Raw genomic sequence first — 25,148 nt, forward strand, 5'->3', positions numbered from 1 at the left:
AGAACGTTCTCTGTTCAGCGCGGCGAGCTTCTTTGAACCCGCCGCGCGCTCATCCATAGGTAGGGATCAGTTTGTGGCCAGGAAGGTATATTCAGCGGGTCGAAAGAGACCCTCAGGGCCCGATTCAAGTTGCGAGACGCTACCCCAACGTGTTTTCACCGCTCCTCTCTCCCAGTTCCCCCAGCGGCCTCGGTACTTCAACCAGTTCGGATCCTTGAATGCTGCCGGAGCAGAAGTTGGTAACGGCAAGAAATCAGAGCCGCCCCACTCGTAGATCTCAATAGTTCCAACCCGTTGATCGAAGCGATACGCGTTTTCCTTACAGTAGTCGTGGGTATCTCCGGGGCGGCTGTAAATACCGGCCTTGGGATAGGCTTCATGATTGCCGTTTGCAAGGTGAACCAGAACTTGGCAACCCGAAAACTCAGCCAAGCCGCTCCCGGGTGCATGGGTTTCCTTATCACCATGGTGATCGAACGTGACCGCCAACAGCTTTTCCTGCTGTGGATGGTTGAAATCAACGCTCCCTAGATGGATCTTAACATGCACCCAATCAGCAACATGGTTGCCCCAACTGGTGTTAGCCACGTTTTTTCCCTGGTTGTAATTGAAGAACCACCAGTAGATGATATCCAGCTTGTTATTCTGGCCCTCTACCACAGTTGCATAAGCTGTCACCTCTGATGAATCCTTGGGAATCGATCCATTGAACCAGTCTTGCGTATCCGATGGCTGGTTGAGGTCATGTCGCGTGCGCAGGCAAGCATGATCGTTCGCATTGCTAGGGCCAAGAAGCGCTGCTTGTTCCGCCAGACCATTCCGGTTCAAGTTTTCAATATAGAAATCGGAAGTATGCCCATTTTCTACCTTCTGCATTATCATTTGAGTGAGAAAGGGGTCAATTGTGCCTGGCCAATAAACTTCATCTACGTTTAGCATGAAGATCGGGGCATACTTCCTTACCAGCGCGTCTTTGAGCGCAAGCTTGTCGACAAGCGGCGCCACGCCATTCATTGCTCCATAAACTACCCCATCGCCATCGTCGACGGCGAACTTAGCTTCGAAGGTAGCATCACCGAAGATCGAGATCAAGAGAGGAGTATTCCCGTCATAGCAACAATAGCCCGCCACACTTCCGGACGTGATCTTGGCAACCCTGTTGTGTCGGCTGCTCATCCCATGCTTGTTCGTTCCTTCATCTACGACTTGAATGACGTTCTTTCCATCCACTGTGACGACACCATTCGCGTAGTTGCAATTCCATGGGGAATAGTTGCGAACAGCGACTTTCAGTGGAGCATCATTGGTGACACGAAAGGCCAACGCGTTGATGAAGTTGTCAGGATTAACCCAAGCATGAAACCCGACCAAACAACCATCGGCGACTGGCGGGGTAACAATGTCGTCGATGCCTACAGGACCTGCAATGAAATGCTTGCCTTTGTTCGTCGTAAACTCGAAGTGACGTAAGCTTCCATAGCCGTATCCGCTGCTGCTGAGTGACAGGGACTGCAACGTTTCATCTTCCAAGAATGTGTGCGAAGTGAGCGCGTATCGGTCGTCATTGATCCCACCGGCGCTGGCGATGCTGCCATCACGCAATTCGATCTGGATACCACGAACCTTGTCACCGTCCCACCGAACACTGATGGAGCGGGCTACGGAGGTTTCCGATTCCAGCTTGGTTTCATTTGTCCCGGCTGAGCTATTCCCAATCACGTTGGTTTCGAACCATGGGCGATGCACAATGGGCGTTGGAAGATCGCTATGAACCATGAAGGCAAGTGCGTTGATGAAATTGTCCGGATTTACCCAGGCATGAAAGCCGGCTAGGAGCGTACCCTCCACTGCAAGCGCCACTTCGTTGTCGAAACCTGCTGGCCCAGCCATGAAATGGCCACCTGTGGACGTCTCGAACTCCACCTGACGCACGCTTCGGTATCCATATCCCGAATCCCTCAGCCATGCCTTAGTGAGCATCTCACCAGCGGCAAAGCGGTATTCGGTAAGCGGATAGCCAGAGTCGTCATAGCCGCCTGACTGTCGACTGGATCCGTCATTCAGTTCGACCCGGATACCGCGGACCTTGTCGCCGTCCCAACGAACGCCTATGAAGGTGGCAATGCCATTCTCTGATGCGAATGAAATCGAGGACGCCCCGCCCTGGTTGCCGATAAACCTGGTTTCTGTAACCATGCCCCTTGGCAGAATGCGAAAATGCTCCCACCCCCCCGCGCCGAACTGGCAATTGACGACGCCAGCGCCGGCATTTTCGGGCTGAGTGATCCCGCTACCGTCCATGCGAAGGAAAACACCGGGGAAGGCTGCAGACTCGATCGTCACTAGACCGTCAGGCTGCGAATGGATGCGAAACTGCTCCCAAGGCCCAGCGCCGAAGTGACAGTTGACCAGCCCCCCATCACCCGGACGACCTCTGCGAGCGACCTCCGTGCCGTCCATGCGAAGAAAAACACCAGGGAAGGCTGCAGACTCGATCGTCACTAGGCCGTCAGGCTGCGAATGGATGCGAAACTGCTCCCAAGGCCCAGCGCCGAAGTGACAGTTGACCAGCCCCCCGTCACCCGGACGACCTCTGCGAGCGACCTCCGTGCCGTCCATGCGGAGGTAAATATTTGGAAAGGCTTTGGCGGCAATTGCGACGATTTTATCGACCATGGCCAGCCTCATCTTTTGTGCGCTGAATGGTATAGCCTAACAAGCGATTATAAAATTTCCGCATATCTTCTCCCTGAATGTGTTCTCCGGATGGAGGTGTGTTGAATAACTCAATAATGACGTTGAAGTGTAACTACTTAAATGATGGGGTAGGGATGCAAGCATCGCTAATATGCGGATTAGCGGATTAGCGGATTAGCTTATCACGGGACGAGCAAGCTCTGCAATTAGATGCAGCACAATTAACGAAACGGGGCGTGTAGGTACGGCATCGGTCAAAAACCGAGCTTATAACGCATACAGGCCGCGCCGAACTAGATCAGGCTATGGGGACGCTCCTGAAAACGCGCGGTCTGGTTTCATACGTAAGTAACCATGGAATTATTTTTTATTGGGCTTGCGGAAGGCCATGAAAGCCGCCTTCACGGCATTTTCGGAGAGGTTCCGCTGCCTAATTTCGTCAGGTAATTTGCCAGAGAGGTAGTGCAGGTAATCAGCATCTATCTGGAGAACCGTTGCGAACTGCTGGATTAAGTGATCGAATGTTGGACTCCGACGGTCACGCTCTATGTCACTAAGATATTGTGGGGAGATAGGCTGTCCATCTTCTTCACGTAGAATACGAGTTGCTAGCTCTTTCTGGCTCATCTGTAGCTTCTTGCGCGCCTCGGCAATATAGTTACCAAAAGTAACATGGTCTAGTCGTGTCATAGTAACTCCCACTTCTGGGGTGGTATCTACATTCATTGCTTCAAATTAGGTGATGGAATTTGCCTTCTTACATCGTGCCACAAACCCCTAAGCCAGTGAGCATTAAGCATACGTTTCGGGTTCGGGAACAACCGCTGCAGCAATCACCTGTCCATTGTTATTGATATCGAAGGCGTGCGATAGAATACCCCCTCGGGTGGTCAGCCAGCGAATTAAGGTCCATTATGCCCAACCCATCTGGACTGGTGATGAAAGCAGGAGTTTGCCCCAGGCCGCCGGTTAAGACGACTCCGTCCGGTAAATCAACGAGCGAATTGAGGTCGTGATGCCAGCTCTATCAAGATCGGTGATGAAGGCATGGCGATAACCTTTAGCCGCACCTGACTCTCTTACCACCTGCCCGGCATCATTGATGGCCTCGCGCGGGAGCTCTCACCGCCTAAACTGCCAAGCTCGGTTACTGTCTCGCTGTTGAGGTCGACAAGGAGTGAGCGTTCCTGGGCAGTGGCATGAGTAACAAGACCTAGACCGCTAAACAAGGCTGCGGCAAGGATGAGGGTTTTGGCTTTGAAGCAATGGTTGAGTGTCATGATATCCTCCGGCAAGGGGGCGTTTAGCATCCATTGCTTCAAATTAGGTGACGGAATTCAAGCTGTCAAAGGCGGTTATGTTCCTTCAATTCTTACGTTTCCTACTGGTCGCGGGCCGGCCCTATGTAGAGCACATTGGGGTTTTTGGCTCAGTCTGGACCCACGATCCACTTTTGCAAAAACTTCGGCCAGCTGGTAGTTGCCCCTAAACTGAGATTTTGCATATGCGAAAATATGCCCCGAATCCCACCCCTTTATGTCTCTATCGATCCACTAATCGAGGTGCTGCGTTCTGCGACGAGTAGCAACAAACCCAAGCAAGCCGGGACTAATGAGCACAACGATGCGAGGTTCTGGAATTTCCGCTGGAATTGCCTGCTCAGTAAAGTTGATCTTTAACACAGCGCCATCAGCATAGCTCAGGCCTTGCCAATTCAGCAGGATTTGATCGTCGGTATATGAAACACGAGAGTTATCAAACCCAGCTAGTGTAGATGTATCTATAGTGCGCTTCCCAAGCCTAAAGGATTTATGGCGCTAAAGATAATAGTAGGCTACGCTCATCTGCGTACCGATGAAACTAGCATATACGGCTCCGTTGAGGGTAAGCGCAATCCATACAAAAACTACATTGGCAGGTTGTTTGACTATCACGGTTATCCCTTATGAAGTAAGGTGAGGAACCATCTTTGCTTTGGTCTCCATTCGATGGCTCTCATCTTACGAGATTTGGGATGTTTTCATATTGGACTGAAGTACATCTAATTTTTTCTTTTACAATTGATAATGTATTTTATCCAGGGTAAAAGGTTGGGAAGAAAACTCTATTTCATCCGCGACTTGTGTTCGCTTTATTCTCTGAACCGCCCCCGGTTTCATGGAGGCTGGTTGGTTTAAGTCAGACCTCTACCGTGGCCTTTTCTGCCTGCTGTCGATAATAATTTTCCTCGGCCTCAACCGGTGGAATATAACCGATGGGTTCGAGCAGACGTTGATGGTTGAACCACGATACCCATTCCAGGGTGGCCAGTTCCTCCGCCGCCTTTGTCTTCCAGCGCGCGGTGTATCAATTCGGCTTTGTACAGGCCGTTGATGGTTTCAGCCAAGGCATTGTCGCAACTGTCTCCCCGGCTGCCCACCGAGGGTTCAATGCCTGCTTCGGCTAGACGCTTGGTATAGCGGATAGAGACATACTGGGCGAATTCAACCGGTCGTCGCAACACCTTGAATAAGGATGTTACGATGAAGGCTCATAAACGTCGTTCGAACCGCTCTACACGGAACAAACTATATTCGCCTGGCAGGCCGCCAGTCTGGCAGCGTGAGACGCTATGCCGTTTCTGGCAAGCTGTCGCGTCTGGTCAGACGACTGAGGATGCGGCGGTTAACGCCGGCGTTTCGGCACCGGTTGGAGCGCGATGGTTTCGGAATTCAGGGGGAATGCCAGCTACTCATTTGAGCCCATCGGCAAAGCCACCGAGCGGGCGTTACCTAACATTTTTGGAGCGCGAGGACATTGCAATCGAACTCGCAAAAGGCGCTGGCGTTCGGGCCATTGCTCGCAAAATCGGAAGGTCGGCAAGCACTATCTCTCGTGAGCTGCGACGTAACGCAGCTACGCGAAGTGGGAATCTGGATTATCGTGCCAGTACGGCGCAATGGCATGCTGATCGCGCCTTCCAGCGCCCAAGGCCAAGCAAGCTCGTTACGAATCCTGCGCTGCGTGATTATGTCCAAGCAAGGCTTGCAGGGACGATTACCAAAGCAGATGGCGTCGAATTTACCGGCCCTGATGTAATATGGAAGGGGCGTCGTGCCGTTCACCGACAGAGCAGGCGATGGTCAACGGCCTGGAGCCCGGAGCAGATTGCGCATAGGCTCCGGTTCGATTTCCCCGAGGATCCGACCATGCGCATCAGCCATGAAGCCATTTACCAAGCGCTATATATTCAAGGCCGTGGCGCATTACGTCGCGACCTTACCGCCTGTCTGCGGTCCGGGCGGGCTCTGCGTATGCCTCGCGAACGGGTCTGAAATCGCGGCAAGTCCTTCGTTGCCGATGCGATAAATATCAGCCAGCGGCCGCCCGAAGTTGAGGATAGAGCCTTGCCCGGACATTGGGAAGGTGACCTCATCCTTGGCTTGGGAAGCTCTGCAATCGGTACATTGGTCGAACGTGCTACGCGCTTTACGATGCTGTTGCACCTGCCGCGCATGGGGGACTATCAACCGGGGAAGAGCATCAAGAATGGCCCGGCCTTGGCCGGTCACGGTGCTGAAGCTGTACGCGACGCCATAACGAGATCTATCTCAAGCCTTCCAGAGATGCTGCGCCAGTCACTTACTTGGGATCAGGGCGCAGAAATGGCCCAACATGCTCGTCTACGGATCGATACCGGACTACAGATTTACTTCTGTGATCCTCAAAGTCCTTGGCAGCGCGGTACGAACGAAAACACGAATGGGTTGCTGCGGCAGTACTTTCCTAAAGGCACCGATCTCAGCCAACACACCTCCGATGAACTCGATGCAGTCGCCCACACTATTAATACAAGACCGCGTAAAACACTTGGCTGGAAAACACCGGCGGAGGCAATCGACCAATTCCTTGCAAATGTTAAAATCGGTAGTGTTGCGACGACCGGTTGAATTCGCCCTGGGAGCCTCTATCGCTGTGGTGGATCAAGCTATCGGAGAGCTTTGGCTGGCGAGCATGGAGCGCCTGCTCCAGCACATCGAGTACGAAACCCGTCTGCATGGAACTGCTCACGCGCCAACCTGCGATACGCCGGGCAAATACGTCAATGACGAAGGCCACGTACAACCAGCCTTGCCAAGTCAAAACATGGGTAAAGTCCGAAACCTATAGCTGATTTGGGTGTCCCGCCTTGAATTGTCGATTGCCTTGTCCAGCGGGCAGGGACCGATGTGTCAGGAATCGTGGTGCGTACGGTTTTACCCCGTTGTACGCCTTGCGGCCCCATGCGCCGCATCAAGCGTTCAACCGTACACCTGAATTGTTTGCTGGTGCGCTTATTTGCGGCGAGAACAGCCCAGACTTTGAAACGATTAGGAAGGCAACGTTAGTAGACAAATTGTTGGACGGCCTGCTTTTTCAGTGCGCCGCAAAGCGCCAACCATTATATCTGCTTGGTTTTGCTGCACAACTTAAAACGCATGCTGCACATGATACCGAAACCCTCACCCAACAATTATCTCAACCCTATCGGGCATGGCAGCAAAAAGGTGAGGAGCTGAGGAAGGCTGAACTCAACGAATATACTAATTGTAACGAAATGCTTGAAATCACAATCATGAATTCCGCAGCCAGCACAATTATAGCGATTAACAGATCGATTGCTGTAGCCGAACAAAACCTGGAACGCATGAAGGCAAGGAAAAATCCTAATGGCACATATGAATTTGATTCGAACAGACTTACTTGTTATAGGGCCTTGTCGAACTACACAAGAGGGACATGGGAATATGAAAAATAGTTACCAATTCATACGTAACCTGCCCTGCAGAGAACGGCTGTATGCATCCTGAGCCGCCAGGCGGCCAGATCATACGCATAGCACCCGGATTGTTCGACATGGCTTGCAGTAATGCCGTATCTGGCCAGGTTGGATAGATAGGCGGTATTGAACGCATCGGGCCTACATCGCAGGTATCGTTTGAATTGCGTACCCGCCCCGTCCTGCCACTTTCCTTCTCTGCCACGGCCTGAACGATATTTGCCGGCACTTCATATTTCACCGCCGCTGTAATGGAGCAAACGATTCGCTCTTGAATGTGTGGCGGCAAATCAGCCATTGCATTGGTATGGCTTATTTGCTGTTCACGAAAGCTTCGGTTTCGGCTTGCCTATCCACGGTTGTATCCGTGGAACCGGCAAATTTGTTTCCGGTGAATTCGGGTTGACCCATGTTGGCGCGGATGGCCGAGGCGATTTTTCCGCCAGGGGTCTGGCTAACGCGGTCAGTCGTGCCGGCAACGCGCGCTTTCGCGACGTCCAGGCTTCCCTTGGCAAGATGCGATCCCACGTCGGCCGCAAAGCGCGCCCCTGTACCCATCGCCCCGCCCAATCCACCACCGCCGCCAGATGGCGATTCACCACCCTGCCCCGGTGAACATGCCGCCGCCGCTTCCCATATTATCGTGCGCCGCATCGTACGCCGCCTTGAGTGCCGAAGCGCCTCCTGCCGCTTGGGTGGAGCGCTGCAACCGGCTCATGTGGCAATATTGTCCATATAAGCACGCACCAGCTTGTGATAATGGCGATCTTCCATCAGGAAGGAATCATGTCCATGACTGGAGGTGATTTCCGCATAACTGACATTCAGCTCGTTATCTAGCAATGCCCTGACAATGGCGCGGGAGCGCTCTGGCGAAAAACGCCAGTCAGTGGTAAATGACAACACTAGGAAATTCGCCTTGGCGGCGCGAAATGCCGCGCTCAAATCGTTATTGTGCTGGTGCGCCGGGTCAAAGTAATCCAGCGCCTTGGTCATCAGCAAATAGGTATTTGCATCGAACTGGTCGGCAAATTTATCCCCTTGATAGCGGAGATAGGATTCTATTTCGAACTCCACGTCGAAACCGAATGCAAGCGCGCCGTTACGCAACTCACGCCCGAACTTCGCGGCCATCGCGTCATCCGATAAGTAAGTAATATGCCCCAGCATGCGCGCGAGGCGCAGACCCCGCCGCGGCACCACGCCGTGCGAATAGTAATCTCCACCGTGAAAATCCTGGTCGGTGATGATAGCTTGGCGCGCCACGTCGTTAAAAGCGATGTTTTGCGCAGTCAGTTTTGCCGCAGCGGCAATAATCAATGCGTGCCGCACCCTGTCCGGAAAATCAAGCGTCCATTGCAATGCCTGCATCCCGCCGAGGCTGCCGCCCGCCACCGCGGCGAACTGATCGATGCCCAGGTAGTCTGCCAATCGCACCTGTGTTCTTACCCAATCTTCCACTGTTACTAACGGAAAATTCGCGCCATAACATTTACCGGTCCTTGCATCGATGCTGGCAGGTCCGGTAGAACCATGGCAGCCGCCAAGGTTGTTGACCCCCACTACGAAAAACTTGTCCGTGTCGATGGATTTACCCGCACCGATCATATTATTCCACCACCCACCGCTCTTGGGATTGTCCGCGTAAACCCCCGCAAGATGATGATTACCGGAGAGCGCATGGCAAACCAGGACAGCATTGGATTTGGCTGCATTGAGCTGGCCGTAGGTTTCATAAACCAACTCGTAATTCTCGAGCACGGGTCCGCTTTTTAAATGCAGAGGTGTGTCGAAACGCGCGGTTTGCGGAGCGACGATGTCAATTGAATCGGAATCTTGCATTAACGTAAAAGGATCGTCAGCAGAATTGTGTAGGGCTAACGGTCTGCAAATACATGTTCCGTGACATGCCTAGTAGAATAAATGATATCGACATCGGTTTCCTGCATCGTACGGCTAAAAATTCAGCATGACCTGGAAGGTTAACAGAGCACATGTATTAACACTATCGGTAGCCGGCAGGCACACTTAACCTGCCGCCAATTACGCGTCGCTGTAAGTATGCTTTCCATTCAGCAAAAATGTTCCGTACATATAATCTCCACCTCTCGCGCCAATTTATTTTCATGCGTAGCCGGTAAGCAGTTTATCTGGATCGGTATAAATCTCTTGCAGGTATAAATCAGCCGTTCAGCTTTGTCAACAACCCTTGAATTCGCTCCGGGTCATCGGCTTTAAGTATTTTTTGCGCAAGCGGTATGATATCAGGCAGATTACTTCTCAATACCTCTCGTTTCACGGTCAGCAGTTGTGCCGGGTGCATGGAAAACGTCCGCAGCCCAAAACCAAGCAGAAGCCGGGTAAATACGATGTCTCCCGCGATCTCGCCGCAGATTGCAACAGGTACTCCGGTTCGGTTGGCGGTGCGTATGATGTGAGCCACCAACCGCAGTACCGCAGGATGCAGCGAGTCGTAGAGGTGTGCCACAGAATCATCGGCACGGTCTATGGCCAGCGTGTACTGAATCAAATCATTGGTTCCGATGGACAGGAAATCCAGCTTGCGCATAAAAACATCGAGACATAGCGCTGCGGCGGGAATCTCTATCATACCGCCTATCTGAATTTTCTCATCGAACGGAATTTTTTCCTGGCGCAGGCTTTGCTTGGCGTTTTCCAGCAATTGCAATGTCTGGGCAATTTCCGAAACGCTGGAGAGCATCGGCACTAGAATACGAATCTGGCCATAACGGGAAGCGCGCAGAATCGCACGCAACTGCGTATTGAACATCTGAGGTTCAGCAAGACATAGGCGAATAGCGCGCAATCCCAACGCCGGATTGGCAGCTACGCGCTTTGCATTGTCGAGATTCTTGTCGGCGCCCAGGTCAAATGTGCGTATCGTTACCGGCATTCCCCGCATTTTTCGCGCCACGGTACGATAAGCTTCGAACTGTTCGTCCTCGCCGGGCAAACTATCGCGATTGAGAAACAGGAATTCGCTGCGAAACAGGCCAACGCCTGTGGCTCCGTTTTCCTTTACCTGCTCGACATCTTGAGGTAGTTCTATATTGGCTTGCAATTCCACGGCTGTACCATCGAGGGTCGTAGCAGGGGTCGCCTTGATGCGCTTCAGTTTCTGCTTTTCCAGCTCCAGTTCGTTCTGGCGAAGCCGGTATTCCGTCAGCACATGCTCGTCAGGGCCCACTATTACCACGCCCTGAGCACCGTCCACGATCAGAACATCATTGTCGCGGATCAATCCGCGTGCGTGATGAAGCGCAACGATAGAAGGAATATTGAGGCTGCGTGCCACGATAGCCGTGTGCGAAGTCAAGCCGCCCAGGTCGGTCAGGAATGCCGTAAAACGGTGCTGCTTGTACTGAATCACATCAGCGGGGCTTAGATCATGAGCAACCAGAATGCTGTCGCCATCATGCTTCAATGGGATCGGAACGTAACCCGGATGCCCCAGCAAGATTTTCAGCACGCGTTCGACTACCTGGATCACATCGGTCTTGCGTTCGCGCAGATAAGGATCTTCAATTTCTTCAAACTGCGCCATTAATACGCCCATTTGCTGGGTAATGGCCCATTCGGCATTGCACTGGTTCTGGGCAATATAAGTTTTAGCAGCGGTGGAGAGAGTGGGATCGTCCAGAATCATCCGGTGCAATTCAAGAAACGCGCCGTATTCCGGCGTGGCGGGGCCGCTGACCACGGAAGCATTCAGCGCTTCAAGCTCCTCACGAACACCATTGAATGCGATGTCGAGCCGGGATATTTCATTGCTGACTTGATCCTCCGGCACGATGTGATGCGCCACCTCCAGTGCGGCGTGCGAAGCGAGAGATGCATGTCCTATGGCAATGCCGCTGGAAACGCCCACGCCGTGCAGCACAAAGCTCATTCGCTTTCCCCGAAACCATCCTCGATCAAATTCACCAGCGCCTGCATGGCCTCGGCCTCGTCCGTACCGGTGGTTTCAATGCCCAGAATGACACCCTGATTGGCAGCGAGCATCATCACGCCCATAATGCTTTTCGCATTAACTTTACGGCTGTCCCGCGATAGCCAGACCTCGCTGCGGTATCGAGAGGCCAACTGCGTGAGCTTCGCGGAAGCACGCGCATGAAGACCCAATTTGTTCAGGATTTTGACCTCCTGGTATTGCATTATGTTGGTCCTGCATCAATACGCATGACGCCTTCTCTGCCGCCGGATAGCGCTTTCTCCGCCACGGTTGAGAGTGGTTCGTTGCGATAGGTAAGCGCTCGTATCAGCATCGGCAGATTGACCCCGGCAAGGCATTCCACACTACCGGGCCTAACGAGCCGGCTGGCGATATTGCATGGCGTTGCCCCGCAGATATCGCTCAACACCAGCACGCCATCGCCGCGATCAAGTTGTTTCACCAATTCCAGCGCTTTGGGCACGACGACATCGGGGTCATCCCGAACGGTAATGCTCAGGTATGTCAACCGCTCGGATTTTTGACCCATGACGTGGTCAACGCAATGGATAAGGCTGTCACCCAGATTGCCGTGCGAGATAATTAAAATTCCGATCATGTTCGGTCAGTAATATCTGGAGATGAATACATCAGTTGAACATTTTTTCAATCGAACATTTTTTCAATCGCATCCAACATCATCCCTGCTACGTTGAAGCCGGTCTGATCAGTAATTTCCGCCATCCCTGTCGGACTGGTGACGTTAATTTCGGTAAGATAATCACCGATTACGTCTAGCCCGACAAGCATCAAGCCTTTATCATGTAACGCCGGACCCAATGCTTCAGCAATTTCCCGATCGCGCCTCGTAAGCGGCTGCGCCAAGCCCTTGGCGCCTGCAGTAAGATTGCCGCGGGTCTCGCCCGGCTTGGGAATGCGCGCGAGTGTGTAGGGCACCGGCTCTCCCGCTATCAGCAGAATACGCTTGTCTCCCTGGGTGATTTCGGGGATGTAACGCTGAGCCATGATCGTGCGTATACCGTAATGCGTCAAGGTTTCTATTATGACGCCTATATTATGATCGGCGCTGTGAATGCGAAACACGCCCGCACCGCCCATGCCGTCCAGTGGCTTGAGGATGATATCGCGGTGTTCAGCAAGAAAATCGCGAATCAGGTGTTCCTGCCTTGTCACCAGCGTAGGCACGGTGTATTCGGGAAACTTCGCTATCGCGAGCTTCTCATTATGGTCCCGCACTGCTCGTGCGCTATTGATGACATGAGCGCCGTGGTCTTCAGCCAACTCCAGCAGATAGGTACTATAAACATACTCCATGTCAAACGGCGGGTCCTTGCGCATCAGTACGGCGTCAAATTCCTGCAGCAGCGTTTCTTTGGGTTCATCCGTCCGATACCACGGACGTCCTTTATCAGTCTCGTTCGTTAATTCCAGGGCTCGCGCCAGTCCTATTGTCTCGCCGCCTTTCCAGACCAGATCGCCCTGCTGCAGGGCAAACAGGTCATGGCCGCGGAAAACCGCTTCGCGCATCATGGCAAAGCTCGAGTCTTTATATGTTTTTATTGAATCGAGGTGGTCGAGAATGAAGGCTATTTTCATGAATTATGAACCCCTCGGTTACGCTAGCTGGCAGCATGAAAAAGCGAACCGATTTTTCCAAGATGCGCCTGCATGCTCAGTGTTCTGATGAAATAGTTGAAGAAGAAGTTATTGCGCCACACTAAGCGACAAAGGCCTCGGTTCGCCCTTCGCTTTTTTCCAACTCTTGCGCTGCCGCGAGCAACGCAAGGCGCGCGATCACGCCATAAGCATAAAATCGGTTAGGGCTGCAGCCTGGCCGGGCTTCACGATCTGGCATGAGACAGGTATCCTCAAAGGCTAGCGGCACGAACTGCATACCTGGAGCGTTGAGGTTCTCATCGATTCCACGGCTGGTGTGGACTCGGTAGAATCCGCCCACCACGTAACGGTCGATCATATATATTACAGGCTCGGCTACCGCTTCATTAATGCTCTCGAACGTGTATACGCCTTCCTGCACCATAACTTCCGTCACTTGCAGACCCTCTTTCACGACCGCCATCTTGTTGCGCTGCTTGCGGTTAAGCGCGCGGACTTCGGCGCCATCCTTCACGGTCATGATGCCCATGCCATAAGTGCCGGCATCGGCCTTGACAATGACGAACGGGTCTTCCTTGACGCCATATTGAGCATATTTTTCCCGAATATCGCTCAGGATCTCGTCCACGGTATTTGCGACGCAGTCTTCACCTTTCTTTTCACGAAAATTGATTTTGCCACAAGCGGCAAAATAGGGATTGATGAGCCACGGGTCGATGCCGATCAGGTCGGCGAATTCTCGCGCCACGTTGTCGTAAGCTGTGAAATGCTGAGACTTGCGTCGGGTCGCCCATCCCGCGCGAAGGGGTGGAGCGACAGTCTGCTCGAGATTTTGCAGAATTGCCGGTATGCCTGTCGAGAGATCGTTGTTGAGAAGCACGGCACACGGGTCAAAGCCTTCTATCGATAAGCGATCCCCTCTGCGCTGGACCGGTTCCAGCGTAAGCTTGCCGCCATCGGGCAAGTTGATCACGGTGGCCGCAGTAATCTCCGGTAACAAGGTACCAATGCGAATATCGATGCCGGCATGGCGCAGGATAGCTTGTAAAACTGCCAGGTTTTGCAGGTAAAAAATATTGCGCGTGTGGTTTTCCGGGATCAGCAGCACGCTGCGCGCGCCGGTACATATTTTCTCAACCGCCGCCATCATTGCCTGTACGCACAACGGCAAAAATTCGGGGTTGAGATTGTTGAAACCGCCGGGGAATAAGTTGGTATCCACCGGTGCCAGCTTGAACCCGCTGTTGCGTAAATCCACGGAGCAATAAAACGGCACTGTATGCTTCTGCCATGCATTGCTCAACCAGTGCTCGATGGCGGGCATGGCATTGATGATGCCTGTCTCCAGATCAAGGATCGGGCCGGTCAAGGCAGTGGCAAGATAGGGGGCGGGCATGAGTAAGATTGATGTTTAGCGGACAATTACCATTGTAGCATCAGGTATTACCGCGCCCGTTGCTATCGGAAACGGCCGCGCCGCGGATATTGAAAACGGGCCATTGGGAATTTCCATACGAACACGAGGATCAGTGGAGCTCGCTCAAGGCATACAAGGCCGGCTGAAACGAGCTTTGATATTTCTCTGGAAGTCCTGCCACTGCCGCGTCAGCTTCGTCACGGCTGGGATAAATGCCATATGTGACGATAAATTTAGCCTGGTTCCCGTTACTTACCGGATGCACATAGAGATCGGATAAATCAACCTGACTCCGGGCACGTATCAGAAATCGTTCCATACGGTCGGGTTGTATATTGTCGGTGGCGAATAACTGGATCGTATAGAAATTCTTATCCGTCTTGCGCATGGTGTTGGTTGTCGCTTCAATTCGCTGCTCCAGCAATGCATTTCCCGCCAGCTCAACACCGGCAATATGCGTTCTGGTCGTGCTGCGCTGCCCGATCTCAGCCGCGGGCTTACTCTCTGCGGAAGATGCTATCCCTGCTGTAGCCTCGGGGGGTGCAGGGTTAGAGACAACTGCCGGAACTGAAGGGGAAATGCCGGAAGACACTGTTGCAGTCGCTGAAACTGAAGGGGGAATACTGGGAGGAACTGCTGTGGTCACTGTGGAATTTGTGGAATATACGGGACCGGGTGTGGGAATTGAAACAGGCACTGGCGTTTTTGGTTCAAGCGGCATCGAAGCAACAAGCGAGGTAATCTCCGGTGAGGGGGAGTGAATATCCTGCCAGCCCAGCACGCCCAGCATTACGACAGCGACCGTGAAAAATATGGCGATCGCATCGACTGTGCAGTAGCCCAGAAAAATCCGCCAATTTCGCTGGCTTCCCCCGCTGGAGCCGCGCTTGATTCCCAGATCCTCGATGGCTGCTTCAACATGATGTGCTTCTACTTCACGAGTTCCGGCGATGGATGCCGCCAGCAGGGACTTATCCGCCAGAATGTCCAACTGGCAAACGAGTCCACCGGAAGCCCTTGAAATCAATTTTAACGCCTTAGCCGAAAAGACGTCGGGGTCGCGATGGTCCCCCGCATGCACGCGTCCCATCAGATATTCTTCCACGGCTTTGGTATTGAAAGGCTGCAAGGCAAAGTGATGAGTGACGCGATCCTTAAGCTTGCGCATCTGTGGCAAAGCCAACCTGTTTTCAAGTTCGACCTGACCAAACAGGACGATTTGAAGCAACTTGTGACGGGACGATTCCAGGTCGTGCAGCGCCAGTGCCTCTTCAAGCGCGTCCGCAGACAGGGTATGCGCATCATCCACGAGTAACACGACCTGTCCACCAGCGGCGTGTTTCTCGGACAATGCACGTTGCAGTTCTTCTATCGCAACAGGGGTCTGCGCAACGGTAGCGGTGCTTTCAGCGACTCCGGCATTCAACTCATCCCTGATCGAATGGAGAAATTCCTCTCGCGAAAAATCCGGCTTGGCGAGATAAACCGCCTGCATTTGTGCAGGCAATCGTTTTATCAACGATCGGCATAGCGTGGTTTTACCACTGCCGGCCTCGCCGATGACCTGAATGACACCCTCCGCCCCCTCACCATGGGTAAGCACATAAAAGAGCGCATCCAGGGTCGCGCCCCGATTGGCTCCTTCGTAAAAAAAATCGGTGACCGATGAATCGGCAAAGGGTTGCTCAGAAAACCCAATGTGGCCAGGATACATTTTTATCCTCACATTCAGAAAGCCCCGCTATCATGGACAAATCGCTTCCTCGTCCGGATATAAGCAGCACAAAGGTTTGAACCTAAATCCGGTAGTTGACCGCTCATTTTATAGATCAGTATTATGATTAATAACAATATTTCATATTATTGGACGCTCACCTTCCGGGTGAGAGCGCTACGGGATGAATTGCACAGTTTTTGCGGCACATGGCTGCGTTGCAACTTCTTGGAATGGAACGGCGCCCGGGAGCGTCGCCCGAGGGGCCCCGCACAGCGGGGATCGGGCAGCGCAGGGGATGCCGCGATCGCGTTCCACACGCAAGGGGGCGCCCGCATCCCGCTTCGGGGTCGCACCTTCCTGCGGAAGGCACTGCTCCGCCCTGCGCGGTCGCATTCCGCGTCGTTGCGCCTTGCCCTGCACCCCAAAAACAGCACACTTCACCCCGCCCAACTACCGGATTTAGGTTGAAGTTAATCGCTGCCGGGCTTGAATAAGATACCATTTTAAAGTCAAAACACATTGATTCGCTTATTTAGAATTACAGACCAGAACAGTTCCGCCATGTGATATGCCTTGTCTTGATCCCAACTGCTGGAGTATAGTTCGAGTCTGCCGTTTATTTATATCCAAGCGGAAGAGTGCGCCGGTTTCATCGTCGCCGCCGAAGGCGCAACCCCCCGGAATCGCCCAGGCGTGGAGCAGGTTGATCCTGATCCCTGAGAACCGCTTGCGAAAAGGCAATCTGGAGAGCGCCGGCATTGAGTTGGCCACCGAAGGGGCAGACGGAGTAGAGAAACAAATATTCCGTAATCTCTCAGGTAAAAAGGACAGAGGGGTGAAGTCATATGACATGACTTCACCCTTTTTTTTGAGGTATCGATCTGTGAAAGCAACTTCCCTTAATCAAACTCACCGCGATATGAACGCCAAGATGGTCGATTTTGGCGGCTGGGATATGCCCCTGCATTATGGCTCCCAGCTTGACGAACATCACCGGGTGCGCAGTGGCGCGGGCATGTTCGACGTATCTCATATGCTGGCCCTTGATATCAAGGGTGAGACCACACGTGATTTCCTGCGGCAGCTGGTCGCCAACAATGTGGACAAACTGACGCAGTCCGGCAAAGCACTCTATTCCTGCATGCTGAATCCCGAGGGTGGAGTAATAGATGATCTCATCATTTATTTTCTGACGGAATCGCATTTCCGCCTGGTCGTCAATGCCGGCACTGCCGACAAGGATCTGGCATGGATGCTGGCGCGGCGTGATGAGATCGCGCCCGGACTTGAAATTATTCCGCGCCGTGACCTCGCCATGATTGCGGTACAGGGGCCTGAAGCCCGTGCCAGGGTTTGGCAAGTCATCGCGGGATCTCAGGCGGAAACGGAAAACCTGAAGCTGTTCCAGGCAACTTTTTTTGATAAATATTTTATCGCCCGTACCGGCTACACTGGCGAGGACGGCTTTGAAATCATGCTACCTGCGGTTGATGCCGTAGAATTCTGGAATGCGCTCCATGCTGCGGGCGTGACACCGGCGGGATTAGGTGCGCGCGACACGTTACGGCTTGAAGCGGGCATGAACCTTTACGGCCAGGATATGGATGATACGACCAATCCGCTGGAATCAGGGTTGGGCTGGACGGTTGAGTTGAAAAGCGACCGTAACTTTATCGGTAAGCAGGCACTTCTGGAAAAGCCGGTAAAACAGCAGCTCATCGGTTTGATATTATTGGATCGTGGCGTATTGCGCAGTCACCAGCGGGTGATAACTCGCCCCGATCAGAATGAAGGTGAAATTACCAGTGGCGGCTTTTCCCCCACGCTTGATCAATCCATCGCATTGGCACGCCTGCCTTTAAGCGTATCTGCCGGAGATGAAGTGCAAGTCGTGGTGCGGGACAAGATGCTGAGAGCGAAGGTAGTGAAATACCCGTTCGTGCGAAATGGCAAGATCCTGGTTTGATATTGGCGGCAACGCGGTTGTCATTTAATTCTGGAGTGAAGACATGAATACCCAAAACAATCTGAAGTACACCAAATCCCACGAATGGGTGAGGCTCGAAGATGATGGCACGGTAACCATCGGCATTACCCAGCACGCTCAGGAGTTACTGGGCGACATGGTCTTCGTGGAAACGCCGAACGTGGGTCGCAAACTCAAGCGGGGAGAAGAGTGTGCCGTTGTCGAGTCGGTAAAGGCGGCGGCTGACGTGTATGCGCCCATCGCAGGAGAGGTGACCGCTGTCAACCCCGAGCTTGAATCGGCTCCCGAGAAGATAAATCAGGACGCTTACTCGGCCTGGCTCTTCAAGCTGAAGCCGGAAAATACCGGCGACCTGAATAATCTGCTTGATTATGCAGCGTATCAGAAACTACTCGAAGCCGAGGGCGACTGATAAATGACTCGAGGTTATTTACCAGGTTTACCGTTCACTCAATGATTTCGCGGAAAAAATATGCCGTTCATTCCCCATACTGAAGAAGATATAAATGCGATGCTTGCGAGCATCGGCGCAAACGCCATTGACGACCTGTTCGATGAAATTCCGGCCTCCCTCAAAACCGGCAGCCTGAAACGCGTGCCCCCCGGCTTGAGCGAAATGGAAATATCACGGCTGATGCTGGAACGGGCCGAGATGGATGGACGGTATCTCAATTTCATAGGCGCCGGCGCCTATGAACACCATATCCCGGCCGCTGTATGGCAGATAACCACTCGCGGTGAGTTCTACTCCTCTTATACCCCTTATCAGGCTGAAGCCAGCCAGGGCTCACTGCAATTGCTCTACGAATACCAGACGATAATGGCGTCGCTGACAGGTATGGATGTGTCCAATGCAAGCATGTACGACGGCGCCTCCGCGCTGGCGGAAGCGGCATTGATGGCGGTACGCTCTCACAAATCCTCACGTCGTATTCTGATACCGACAACCGTTCATCCCGTTTATCGCAGCGTGGTGCGGGCCATCGTCAAAAACCAGGGTATCGACGTTGTTGAGCTACCTTACTGCAAGCAAACCGGTCAAGTACTGGTTGAAACGCTGGATGAGTTCGGCAAGGAAGAATTTGCCGCGCTGGTCATTCCCCAGCCCAATTTTTTTGGCGTGCTCGAAGAGGTCGATGCCCTCACCGATTGGGCGCACAGCAAAAATGCATTGGCTATTGCCGTGGTCAATCCCATGGCGCTCGCCATACTCACGCCCCCCGGCGAGTGGGGCGAGAAGGGCGCTGATGTCGCAGTGGGTGAAGGCCAGCCATTGGGCATTCCACTTTCGAGCGGCGGACCCTACTTCGGCTTCATGGCCTGCAAGCAGGCGTTGGTACGCCAAATGCCGGGACGCATTATCGGACGCACGACGGACCTGGATGGCAAGACCGGTTTTGTGCTGACGCTGCAGGCACGTGAACAGCATATCCGGCGCTCCAAGGCCACATCGAATATATGCACCAATCAGGGATTGATGGTCACCGCGGCCACTATTTACCTATCCCTGACGGGGCCGGAAGGGTTGCGGCGCATTGCCGCGCAGTCCCATGCGAATACGCTGGCATTGCTGGAAAAACTGGAGAGCTGCAAGGGCGTTAAAAGAATTTTCAGTGGGCCGTTATTTCACGAAACAGTAGTTTCCCTACCCGCGCCAGCCAAGGATGTACTGCAGGCGCTAAAAAACCAGAGAATATTGGGCGGGCTGAATCTGGACGAATATTACCCGGAGCTTGGCAGTGCGATGCTCGTATGCGCCACGGAGACCAAGACATCTGCTGATCTGGAAAACTATACCGAGAAGTTGATGCACGCCATCGATAATTTGTAACTTGTCAGTTGATTCTCAACCACGCGAAGCGATATCGCCCTCACACAAGGAGCAACAATATGGTTACGTTAGCCGGCAATCCGATTAAAGTTGAAGGTAATTTTCCGAAAATCGGTGAAAAGGCACCGGCGTTCTCGCTGGTAAACAAGGATCTGAAGGATGTGACGCTAGCTGATTTTGCCGGCAAGAAAAAAGTACTCAACATTGTTCCCAGCCTGGATACCCCGGTCTGTGCCATGTCGACGCGCAAGTTCAATGAAAAGGCCAGTAATATGGCCAATACAGCGGTGCTGATAATTGCTGCCGACCTGCCTTTTGCAATGAGCCGCTTCTGCGATATAGAAGGGTTGGACAAAGTGGTAACGCTTTCGACCATGCGCGGTTCCGAATTCATGAAAAATTACGGCGTGGCGATTACCGATAGTCCCCTGGCTGGGGTCACTGCCCGCGCCGTCGTGGTGCTGGATGAGAACGATAAAGTGATTCATGCCGAGCTCGTGCCTGAAATCAAGGATGAGCCCAACTACGACGCAGCCCTGGCTGCTCTGCAATAGACCCGGACACCAACGATACGATGAGGCAGCCCGTATTGGCGGGCCCCCCTTTCAATAAGTATTTACTGTAAAGAATCGGATTTCACTATGTTGATATTTGAACACTCACGCCCCGGTCGGCGCAATTATTCCCAATCCCCGGCAATAAGCGCGGAGATAGCCGGCATCCCGGAAAACTTGTTGCGTAAAGCGCCGCCGCTGCTGCCGGAAGTGTCTGAAATGGATGCCGTACGTCACTACACCCGCTTGTCGCAAAAGAATTTCTCGATAGACACGCAGTTCTATCCGCTTGGCTCCTGTACGATGAAATATAACCCTCGAGCATGCAACTCGCTTGCGATGCTGACTCAATTTCTGGCGCGGCATCCGCGGGCGCCGGAAAGTACCGGTCAGGGATTTCTTGCCTGCATGTACGAGCTTCAGGAAATCCTGAAAGATGTAACCGGCATGGCGGGAGTATGTCTTACGCCGATGGCGGGGGCACAGGGCGAATTGATCGGGATATCGATGATTCGCGCTTATCATGAGTCGCGCGGCGATTCCGCCCGCACTGAAATCATCGTTCCCGATGCGGCGCACGGGACCAACCCCGCCACGGCGGTCATGTGCGGCTATAAGGTGGTGGAAATACCCACTGACAAAGACGGCGACGTGGACATGGACGCGCTGAAGGCAGCGGTAGGTCCGCAAACGGCTGGATTGATGCTGACCAACCCTTCGACGCTTGGCGTGTTCGAAAAAAACGTGGCTGAGATGAGCAAAATCGTCCACCAGGTGGGTGGCTTGCTATATTACGATGGCGCAAACCTGAACGCCATACTCGGCAAGGTGAAGCCCGGCGATATGGGTTTCGACGTCATTCACATCAACTTGCACAAGACTTTTTCAACGCCCCACGGCGGCGGCGGCCCAGGATCAGCGCCCGTCGGCGTTGCTCCTCGACTATTGCCGTTCATGCCCGTACCGGTGGTAGCACTCGAGAATGGACTTTATCGCTGGCTCACGGAAAAGGAGATACCGCAATCCATCGGCAGGCTTTCGGCTCACATGGGCAACGCGGGCGTATTGCTCCGGGCCTATATCTACGTGCGTCTGCTCGGCGCGGAAGGAATGCATCGCGTGGCTGAGTTCGCTGCACTCAATGCTAATTACCTGATGGCGGAACTGAGCAAGGCAGGTTTCGAGATTGCCTATCCGAACCGCCGAGCCAGCCATGAGTTTATCGTCACATTGAAAGACCTGAAGGAAAACACAGGCGTAACCGCGATGAACGTGGCCAAGCGACTGCTGGACAAGGGTTACCATGCCCCTACCATCTACTTTCCGCTCCTGGTGCCGGAATGCATGCTGATCGAACCGGCTGAAACCGAATCCAAGGAAACGCTCGATGCATTTGTTGCAGCCATGAAGGAAATCCTGGAAGAAGCCCACGCTCAGCCGGATTTGGTAAAAAATGCGCCTCATACAACTCCCGTGCGCAGGCTGGACGATGTAAAGGCCGCACGGGAGCTGGATCTGGTATGGAAACAGCACAGTGCTTGAACCTAAATCCGGTAGTTGGACGGGGGGAAGTGTACGGTTTTTGAGGTGCAGGGCAAGGCGCAACGACGCGGAATGCGACCGCGCAGGGCGGAGCAGTGCCTTCCGCAGGAAGGTGCGACCCTGAAGCGGGATGCGGGCGCCCACTTGCGTGTGGAACGCGATCGCGGCATCCCCTGCGCTACGCGGGGCCCCTCAGGCGCCGCTTCGGGGCGCCGTTCCATTCCAAGAAGTTGCAACGCAGCCATGTGCCGCAAAAACTGTGCAATTCACCTCGTAGCGACCTCACCCGAAAGGTGAGCGTCAAATAATATGAAATATTGCTGTTAATCATAACGCTGATCTATTAAATAAAATAAGCGGTCAACTACCGGATTTAGGTTGAATGGTCATTCCGACCTGAAGCACGCAAACTCTCACTACCCCCAGGCCCATGAATACACTCATTTGCGGTTCTATTGCCTACGACACCATCATGGTGTTTAACGATCATTTCAAGAACCATATCCTGCCCGAGAAAATTCATATTCTGAATGTGGCTTTTCTGGTGCCGGATATGCGCAGGGAATTCGGCGGCTGTGCAGGGAATATCGCCTACAACCTGAAAATGATAGGTGGCAAGCCACTCATTATGGCGACCGTTGGGGATGACTATCAGCCGTATGCATACCGGTTGACGAGCCTGGATCTTGTGCAAACTCATATACGCCGCGTTCCGGGTATATTTACCGCGCAAGCATTCATTACAACCGATCTGGCGGATAACCAGATAACCGCTTTTCATCCAGGTGCGATGAATTTTTCTCATGAAAATCACGTAGCGGACGCGAAATCTGCAAGCCTGGGCATCGTTGCCCCGGATGGCCGGGAAGGCATGATGCAGCACGCACGTGAATTTCACGAAGCCGGCATTCCATTCATGTTCGATCCGGGCCAGGGATTACCCATGTTCAACGGTGAAGAGCTCCTGGATTTTGTCCACAAAGCGGATTACGTAGCCGTTAATGACTACGAGGGCCAATTGCTGCGTGAGCGTACCGGATGTACGCTGGAAGCGCTGGCAAAATTGGTAAAGGGACTTATTGTCACAAAAGGCGGTGAAGGGTCGGTAATTTATTCTGATGGTCAACAAATCGATATTCCGAGCGTCAAGGCGGATAAACTGGTGGATCCCACCGGATGCGGTGACGCTTTTCGCGCTGGCCTGCTTTACGGAATTACCAATGGATTGGATTGGCAGAGCACCGGGCAACTCAGTTCACTGATGGGCGCGTTGAAAATTGCCCAACGCGGTGGCCAGAATCACAGCTTCACCCGGGATGAAATAGATCAGCGATATTTTGAAATTTTCGGTAGCCGCATTCTATAACGGAAGGCGCAATGAAACCGACTGAAAAAAGTACCTGGCGCTGCTACTGAGGCACATGTCATTATTGATGCAATAATAATGACATGAAAAACGAAATCAATACCAATAGCCGGTTGATACAGGTTTTTCGCTCCGTCCGCCTGTTGTTGCATATCGTTTCGGGTCTGGTCCAATCCGCGATTTACCCACATCTTGGTCAGTCGTCACAAAGACGTATGGCGCAAAATTGGTGCGCTGGATTGCTCGCGATCCTTTGTATCCGATTGCGCTGTCGTGGCACCCCCCCTGGCGCCGAAACGCAACGCGTGATGTTGGCGGCGAATCATGTTTCCTGGGTGGACGTGCATGCTCTCATCGCTGTATGTCCCGCACGTTTCGTAGCCAAAGCTGAAATTCGTGACTGGCCCCTATTCGGCTGGTTGAGCCGTAACGTGGGCACATTGTTCATTGAACGCACAAAACGCCGCGATACTGCCCGGATAAATGAACATATCGGGGATGCATTGACAATTGGCGATCGGGTTGCGGTATTCCCCGAAGGCACTACCAGCGATGGTACTTTGCTTCGACATTTTCATGCATCGCTGTTGCAGCCCGCAATCATGGTTGCAGCCCTGGTTTATCCAGTGGCGATACGTTATACGGACACAGCAGGGGAAATCAGCAGGGCAGTGCCATACGTCAAAATCTCACTGTTGGAATCGTTACGGCAGATGTTAAGGCAACCGTGGATTGACTTGGAACTGATCTTTGCCGACCCGATCGACAGTGGTGGGAAAAACCGACGAGAACTCGCGCGAGGTGCGGAACAGGCTATTGCAGATGCCTTATCCCTTCCCCTGCCGCACAAGGCACCTGAAAAATCCGCCGATCCTCAAGGCGAATAGCGGTAAGGCTTCCGCCCCAGAGGCAACCCGTATCCAACGCTATCAAATTGTCCCTGATTTGCAGCCCCAGCGCCGACCAATGTCCACAGATGATGGTTGCCTCTTGGCTGGCGCGATTTGGGATATCAAACCACGGCAGATAACCGGCCGGAATGTCCTGTATCACACCCTTGTAGCCGAAATCCATTTTTCCGTCCGCTGTGCATACACGCATGCGTGTCATGGCATTGATAATGACTCGCAGGCGCTCATAACCTTCGAAGCTGCCGTCCCAATGGTCTGGCTGGTTCCCATACATATTGCGGCAAAGCGCGTGGAAATCCGGACTGCGCAGCGCAGTTTCCACTATTTTCGCGAGGAGCGAGGCCTGTGCGACGCTCCAGGAAGGCAATAAACCCGCGTGTACCATGACGTAACTACCCTCCACATGCAGCAACTTCTGTTGCCGCAGCCAGTGGAGCAGCTCATCCCTGTCAGGCGCACCGAGAATATCGTTCAGTGTGTCGTTCCGATGCAGTTTGACGCATTCTTCGGCCACCATGAGTAGATGGAGATCATGATTGCCCAGGACCATTATTGCCGCGTCTTTTAACCCTCTGACAAAGCGCAATATAGCCAGAGAATCCGGACCCCGATTGACAATATCCCCTACCAGCCACAGCTTGTCCTCTGCAGGGTCAAAACGAACCAGTTCGAGGAGATCCCGAAACTCCTGATAACAACCCTGTAAATCACCGATTGCGAACGTGGCCATATTTACGG

General features: G+C 53.2%; 21 protein-coding genes, 3 pseudogenes and 1 riboswitch. Of the genes and pseudogenes, 9 read left to right on the top strand and 15 right to left on the bottom strand.

The genetic code is table 11. The annotated features are described in order from the left end of the window. Positions 1-66: 66 nt before the first annotated feature. The 5 genes and pseudogenes from F822_RS07020 to F822_RS07035 form a co-directional block, all read right to left on the bottom strand. Complete coding sequence (locus tag F822_RS07020; RefSeq protein WP_051536776.1) at positions 67-2,676, bottom strand: fascin domain-containing protein; 2,610 nt, start codon at positions 2,674-2,676, stop codon at positions 67-69. Between the two features lie 381 nt (positions 2,677-3,057). Beyond that, complete coding sequence (locus F822_RS07025) at positions 3,058-3,387, bottom strand: helix-turn-helix domain-containing protein (RefSeq protein ID WP_025042123.1); 330 nt, start codon at positions 3,385-3,387, stop codon at positions 3,058-3,060. A gap of 279 nt (positions 3,388-3,666) precedes the next feature. After that, positions 3,667-3,783, bottom strand: a complete 117-nt coding sequence (locus F822_RS16015; protein WP_197272888.1) for a hypothetical protein — start codon at positions 3,781-3,783, stop codon at positions 3,667-3,669. Next, positions 3,777-3,977 (bottom strand): hypothetical protein, encoded by a 201-nt coding sequence (locus tag F822_RS07030; protein ID WP_156304369.1) that lies wholly within the window; start codon positions 3,975-3,977, stop codon positions 3,777-3,779. The genes F822_RS16015 and F822_RS07030 overlap by 7 nt, the downstream gene beginning before the upstream one ends. Before the next feature lie 898 nt (positions 3,978-4,875). Next, a pseudogene (locus tag F822_RS07035) lies at positions 4,876-5,176 on the bottom strand (integrase core domain-containing protein); the annotation flags it as partial. A gap of 43 nt (positions 5,177-5,219) precedes the next feature. On the opposite strand from F822_RS07035, the pseudogene F822_RS07040 reads away from it, so the two are divergent. Continuing rightward, positions 5,220-6,626 (top strand): annotated as a pseudogene (locus F822_RS07040) (IS30 family transposase). A 7-nt stretch (positions 6,627-6,633) separates the two neighbouring features. Here the strand turns inward: F822_RS07040 and F822_RS15290 are convergent. Then, positions 6,634-7,039 (bottom strand): annotated as a pseudogene (locus F822_RS15290) (DDE-type integrase/transposase/recombinase); the annotation flags it as partial. Between F822_RS15290 and F822_RS07050 the strand changes: the two are divergent. Beyond that, a complete protein-coding gene (locus F822_RS07050; RefSeq protein WP_025042126.1) occupies positions 6,941-7,474 on the top strand; it encodes a hypothetical protein in 534 nt (177 codons plus the stop codon). The pseudogene F822_RS15290 and the gene F822_RS07050 overlap by 99 nt on opposite strands. 333 nt (positions 7,475-7,807) lie before the next feature. Here F822_RS07050 and F822_RS07055 read toward each other — a convergent pair whose 3' ends face one another. The 8 genes from F822_RS07055 to F822_RS07090 form a co-directional block, all read right to left on the bottom strand. Then, a complete protein-coding gene (locus F822_RS07055; RefSeq protein ID WP_025042127.1) occupies positions 7,808-8,149 on the bottom strand; it encodes a hypothetical protein in 342 nt (113 codons plus the stop codon). Positions 8,150-8,209: 60 nt separating this feature from the next. Then, entirely contained in the window at positions 8,210-9,337 is a 1,128-nt protein-coding gene (gene metX, locus F822_RS07060; RefSeq protein ID WP_025042128.1) for a homoserine O-succinyltransferase MetX, read from the bottom strand. 340 nt (positions 9,338-9,677) lie between these two features. Beyond that, positions 9,678-11,405 (bottom strand): phosphoenolpyruvate--protein phosphotransferase, encoded by a 1,728-nt coding sequence (gene ptsP / locus F822_RS07065; RefSeq protein ID WP_025042129.1) that lies wholly within the window; start codon positions 11,403-11,405, stop codon positions 9,678-9,680. After that, positions 11,402-11,671, bottom strand: a complete 270-nt coding sequence (locus F822_RS07070) for an HPr family phosphocarrier protein (RefSeq protein ID WP_025042130.1) — start codon at positions 11,669-11,671, stop codon at positions 11,402-11,404. Before F822_RS07070 ends, ptsP begins: the two co-directional genes overlap by 4 nt. Continuing rightward, positions 11,671-12,066, bottom strand: coding sequence for a PTS sugar transporter subunit IIA (locus F822_RS07075; RefSeq protein ID WP_025042131.1), 396 nt, complete (start codon positions 12,064-12,066; stop codon positions 11,671-11,673). The genes F822_RS07070 and F822_RS07075 overlap by 1 nt, the downstream gene beginning before the upstream one ends. Before the next feature lie 47 nt (positions 12,067-12,113). After that, positions 12,114-13,064 carry a glutathione synthase gene (gshB, locus tag F822_RS07080; protein WP_025042132.1) on the bottom strand — a complete coding sequence of 317 codons (951 nt, stop codon included), beginning with the start codon at positions 13,062-13,064 and terminating at the stop codon, positions 12,114-12,116. A 121-nt stretch (positions 13,065-13,185) separates the two neighbouring features. Then, positions 13,186-14,481, bottom strand: coding sequence for a glutamate--cysteine ligase (gshA, locus tag F822_RS07085; RefSeq protein WP_025042133.1), 1,296 nt, complete (start codon positions 14,479-14,481; stop codon positions 13,186-13,188). A gap of 130 nt (positions 14,482-14,611) precedes the next feature. Further along, a complete protein-coding gene (locus F822_RS07090; RefSeq protein WP_025042134.1) occupies positions 14,612-16,216 on the bottom strand; it encodes an AAA family ATPase in 1,605 nt (534 codons plus the stop codon). A gap of 735 nt (positions 16,217-16,951) precedes the next feature. Beyond that, positions 16,952-17,060, top strand: a riboswitch (glycine riboswitch). A 9-nt stretch (positions 17,061-17,069) separates the two neighbouring features. Here F822_RS07090 and gcvT point away from each other — a divergent pair. The 7 genes from gcvT (at position 17,070) to F822_RS07125 (ending at position 24,386) form a co-directional block, all read left to right on the top strand. Further along, positions 17,070-18,185, top strand: coding sequence for a glycine cleavage system aminomethyltransferase GcvT (gcvT, locus tag F822_RS07095; RefSeq protein ID WP_036576815.1), 1,116 nt, complete (start codon positions 17,070-17,072; stop codon positions 18,183-18,185). 43 nt (positions 18,186-18,228) lie between these two features. After that, entirely contained in the window at positions 18,229-18,618 is a 390-nt protein-coding gene (gene gcvH, locus F822_RS07100; RefSeq protein ID WP_025042136.1) for a glycine cleavage system protein GcvH, read from the top strand. Between the two features lie 60 nt (positions 18,619-18,678). Next, complete coding sequence (gene gcvPA, locus F822_RS07105) at positions 18,679-20,037, top strand: aminomethyl-transferring glycine dehydrogenase subunit GcvPA (RefSeq protein ID WP_025042137.1); 1,359 nt, start codon at positions 18,679-18,681, stop codon at positions 20,035-20,037. A gap of 59 nt (positions 20,038-20,096) precedes the next feature. Continuing rightward, positions 20,097-20,591, top strand: coding sequence for a thiol peroxidase (gene tpx, locus F822_RS07110; protein ID WP_025042138.1), 495 nt, complete (start codon positions 20,097-20,099; stop codon positions 20,589-20,591). A gap of 87 nt (positions 20,592-20,678) precedes the next feature. Beyond that, on the top strand, positions 20,679-22,133 hold the full coding sequence (gene gcvPB / locus F822_RS07115; RefSeq protein WP_025042139.1) for an aminomethyl-transferring glycine dehydrogenase subunit GcvPB: 1,455 nt from the start codon (positions 20,679-20,681) through the stop codon (positions 22,131-22,133). A 430-nt stretch (positions 22,134-22,563) separates the two neighbouring features. Beyond that, a complete protein-coding gene (locus F822_RS07120) occupies positions 22,564-23,499 on the top strand; it encodes a carbohydrate kinase family protein (protein ID WP_025042140.1) in 936 nt (311 codons plus the stop codon). Positions 23,500-23,582: 83 nt separating this feature from the next. Continuing rightward, the gene (locus tag F822_RS07125) at positions 23,583-24,386 is read left to right on the top strand and encodes a lysophospholipid acyltransferase family protein (RefSeq protein ID WP_025042141.1); all 804 of its coding nucleotides are present in this window, start codon (positions 23,583-23,585) and stop codon (positions 24,384-24,386) included. On the opposite strand, the gene F822_RS07130 is transcribed toward F822_RS07125, so the two are convergent. Further along, entirely contained in the window at positions 24,313-25,140 is an 828-nt protein-coding gene (locus F822_RS07130; protein ID WP_025042142.1) for a symmetrical bis(5'-nucleosyl)-tetraphosphatase, read from the bottom strand. The two genes, F822_RS07125 and F822_RS07130, sit on opposite strands and share 74 nt — an antisense overlap. Between the last annotated feature and the right edge of the window lie 8 nt (positions 25,141-25,148).

It is taken from the genome of Nitrosospira briensis C-128 (assembly GCF_000619905.2).
Lineage (GTDB): Bacteria > Pseudomonadota > Gammaproteobacteria > Burkholderiales > Nitrosomonadaceae > Nitrosospira > Nitrosospira briensis.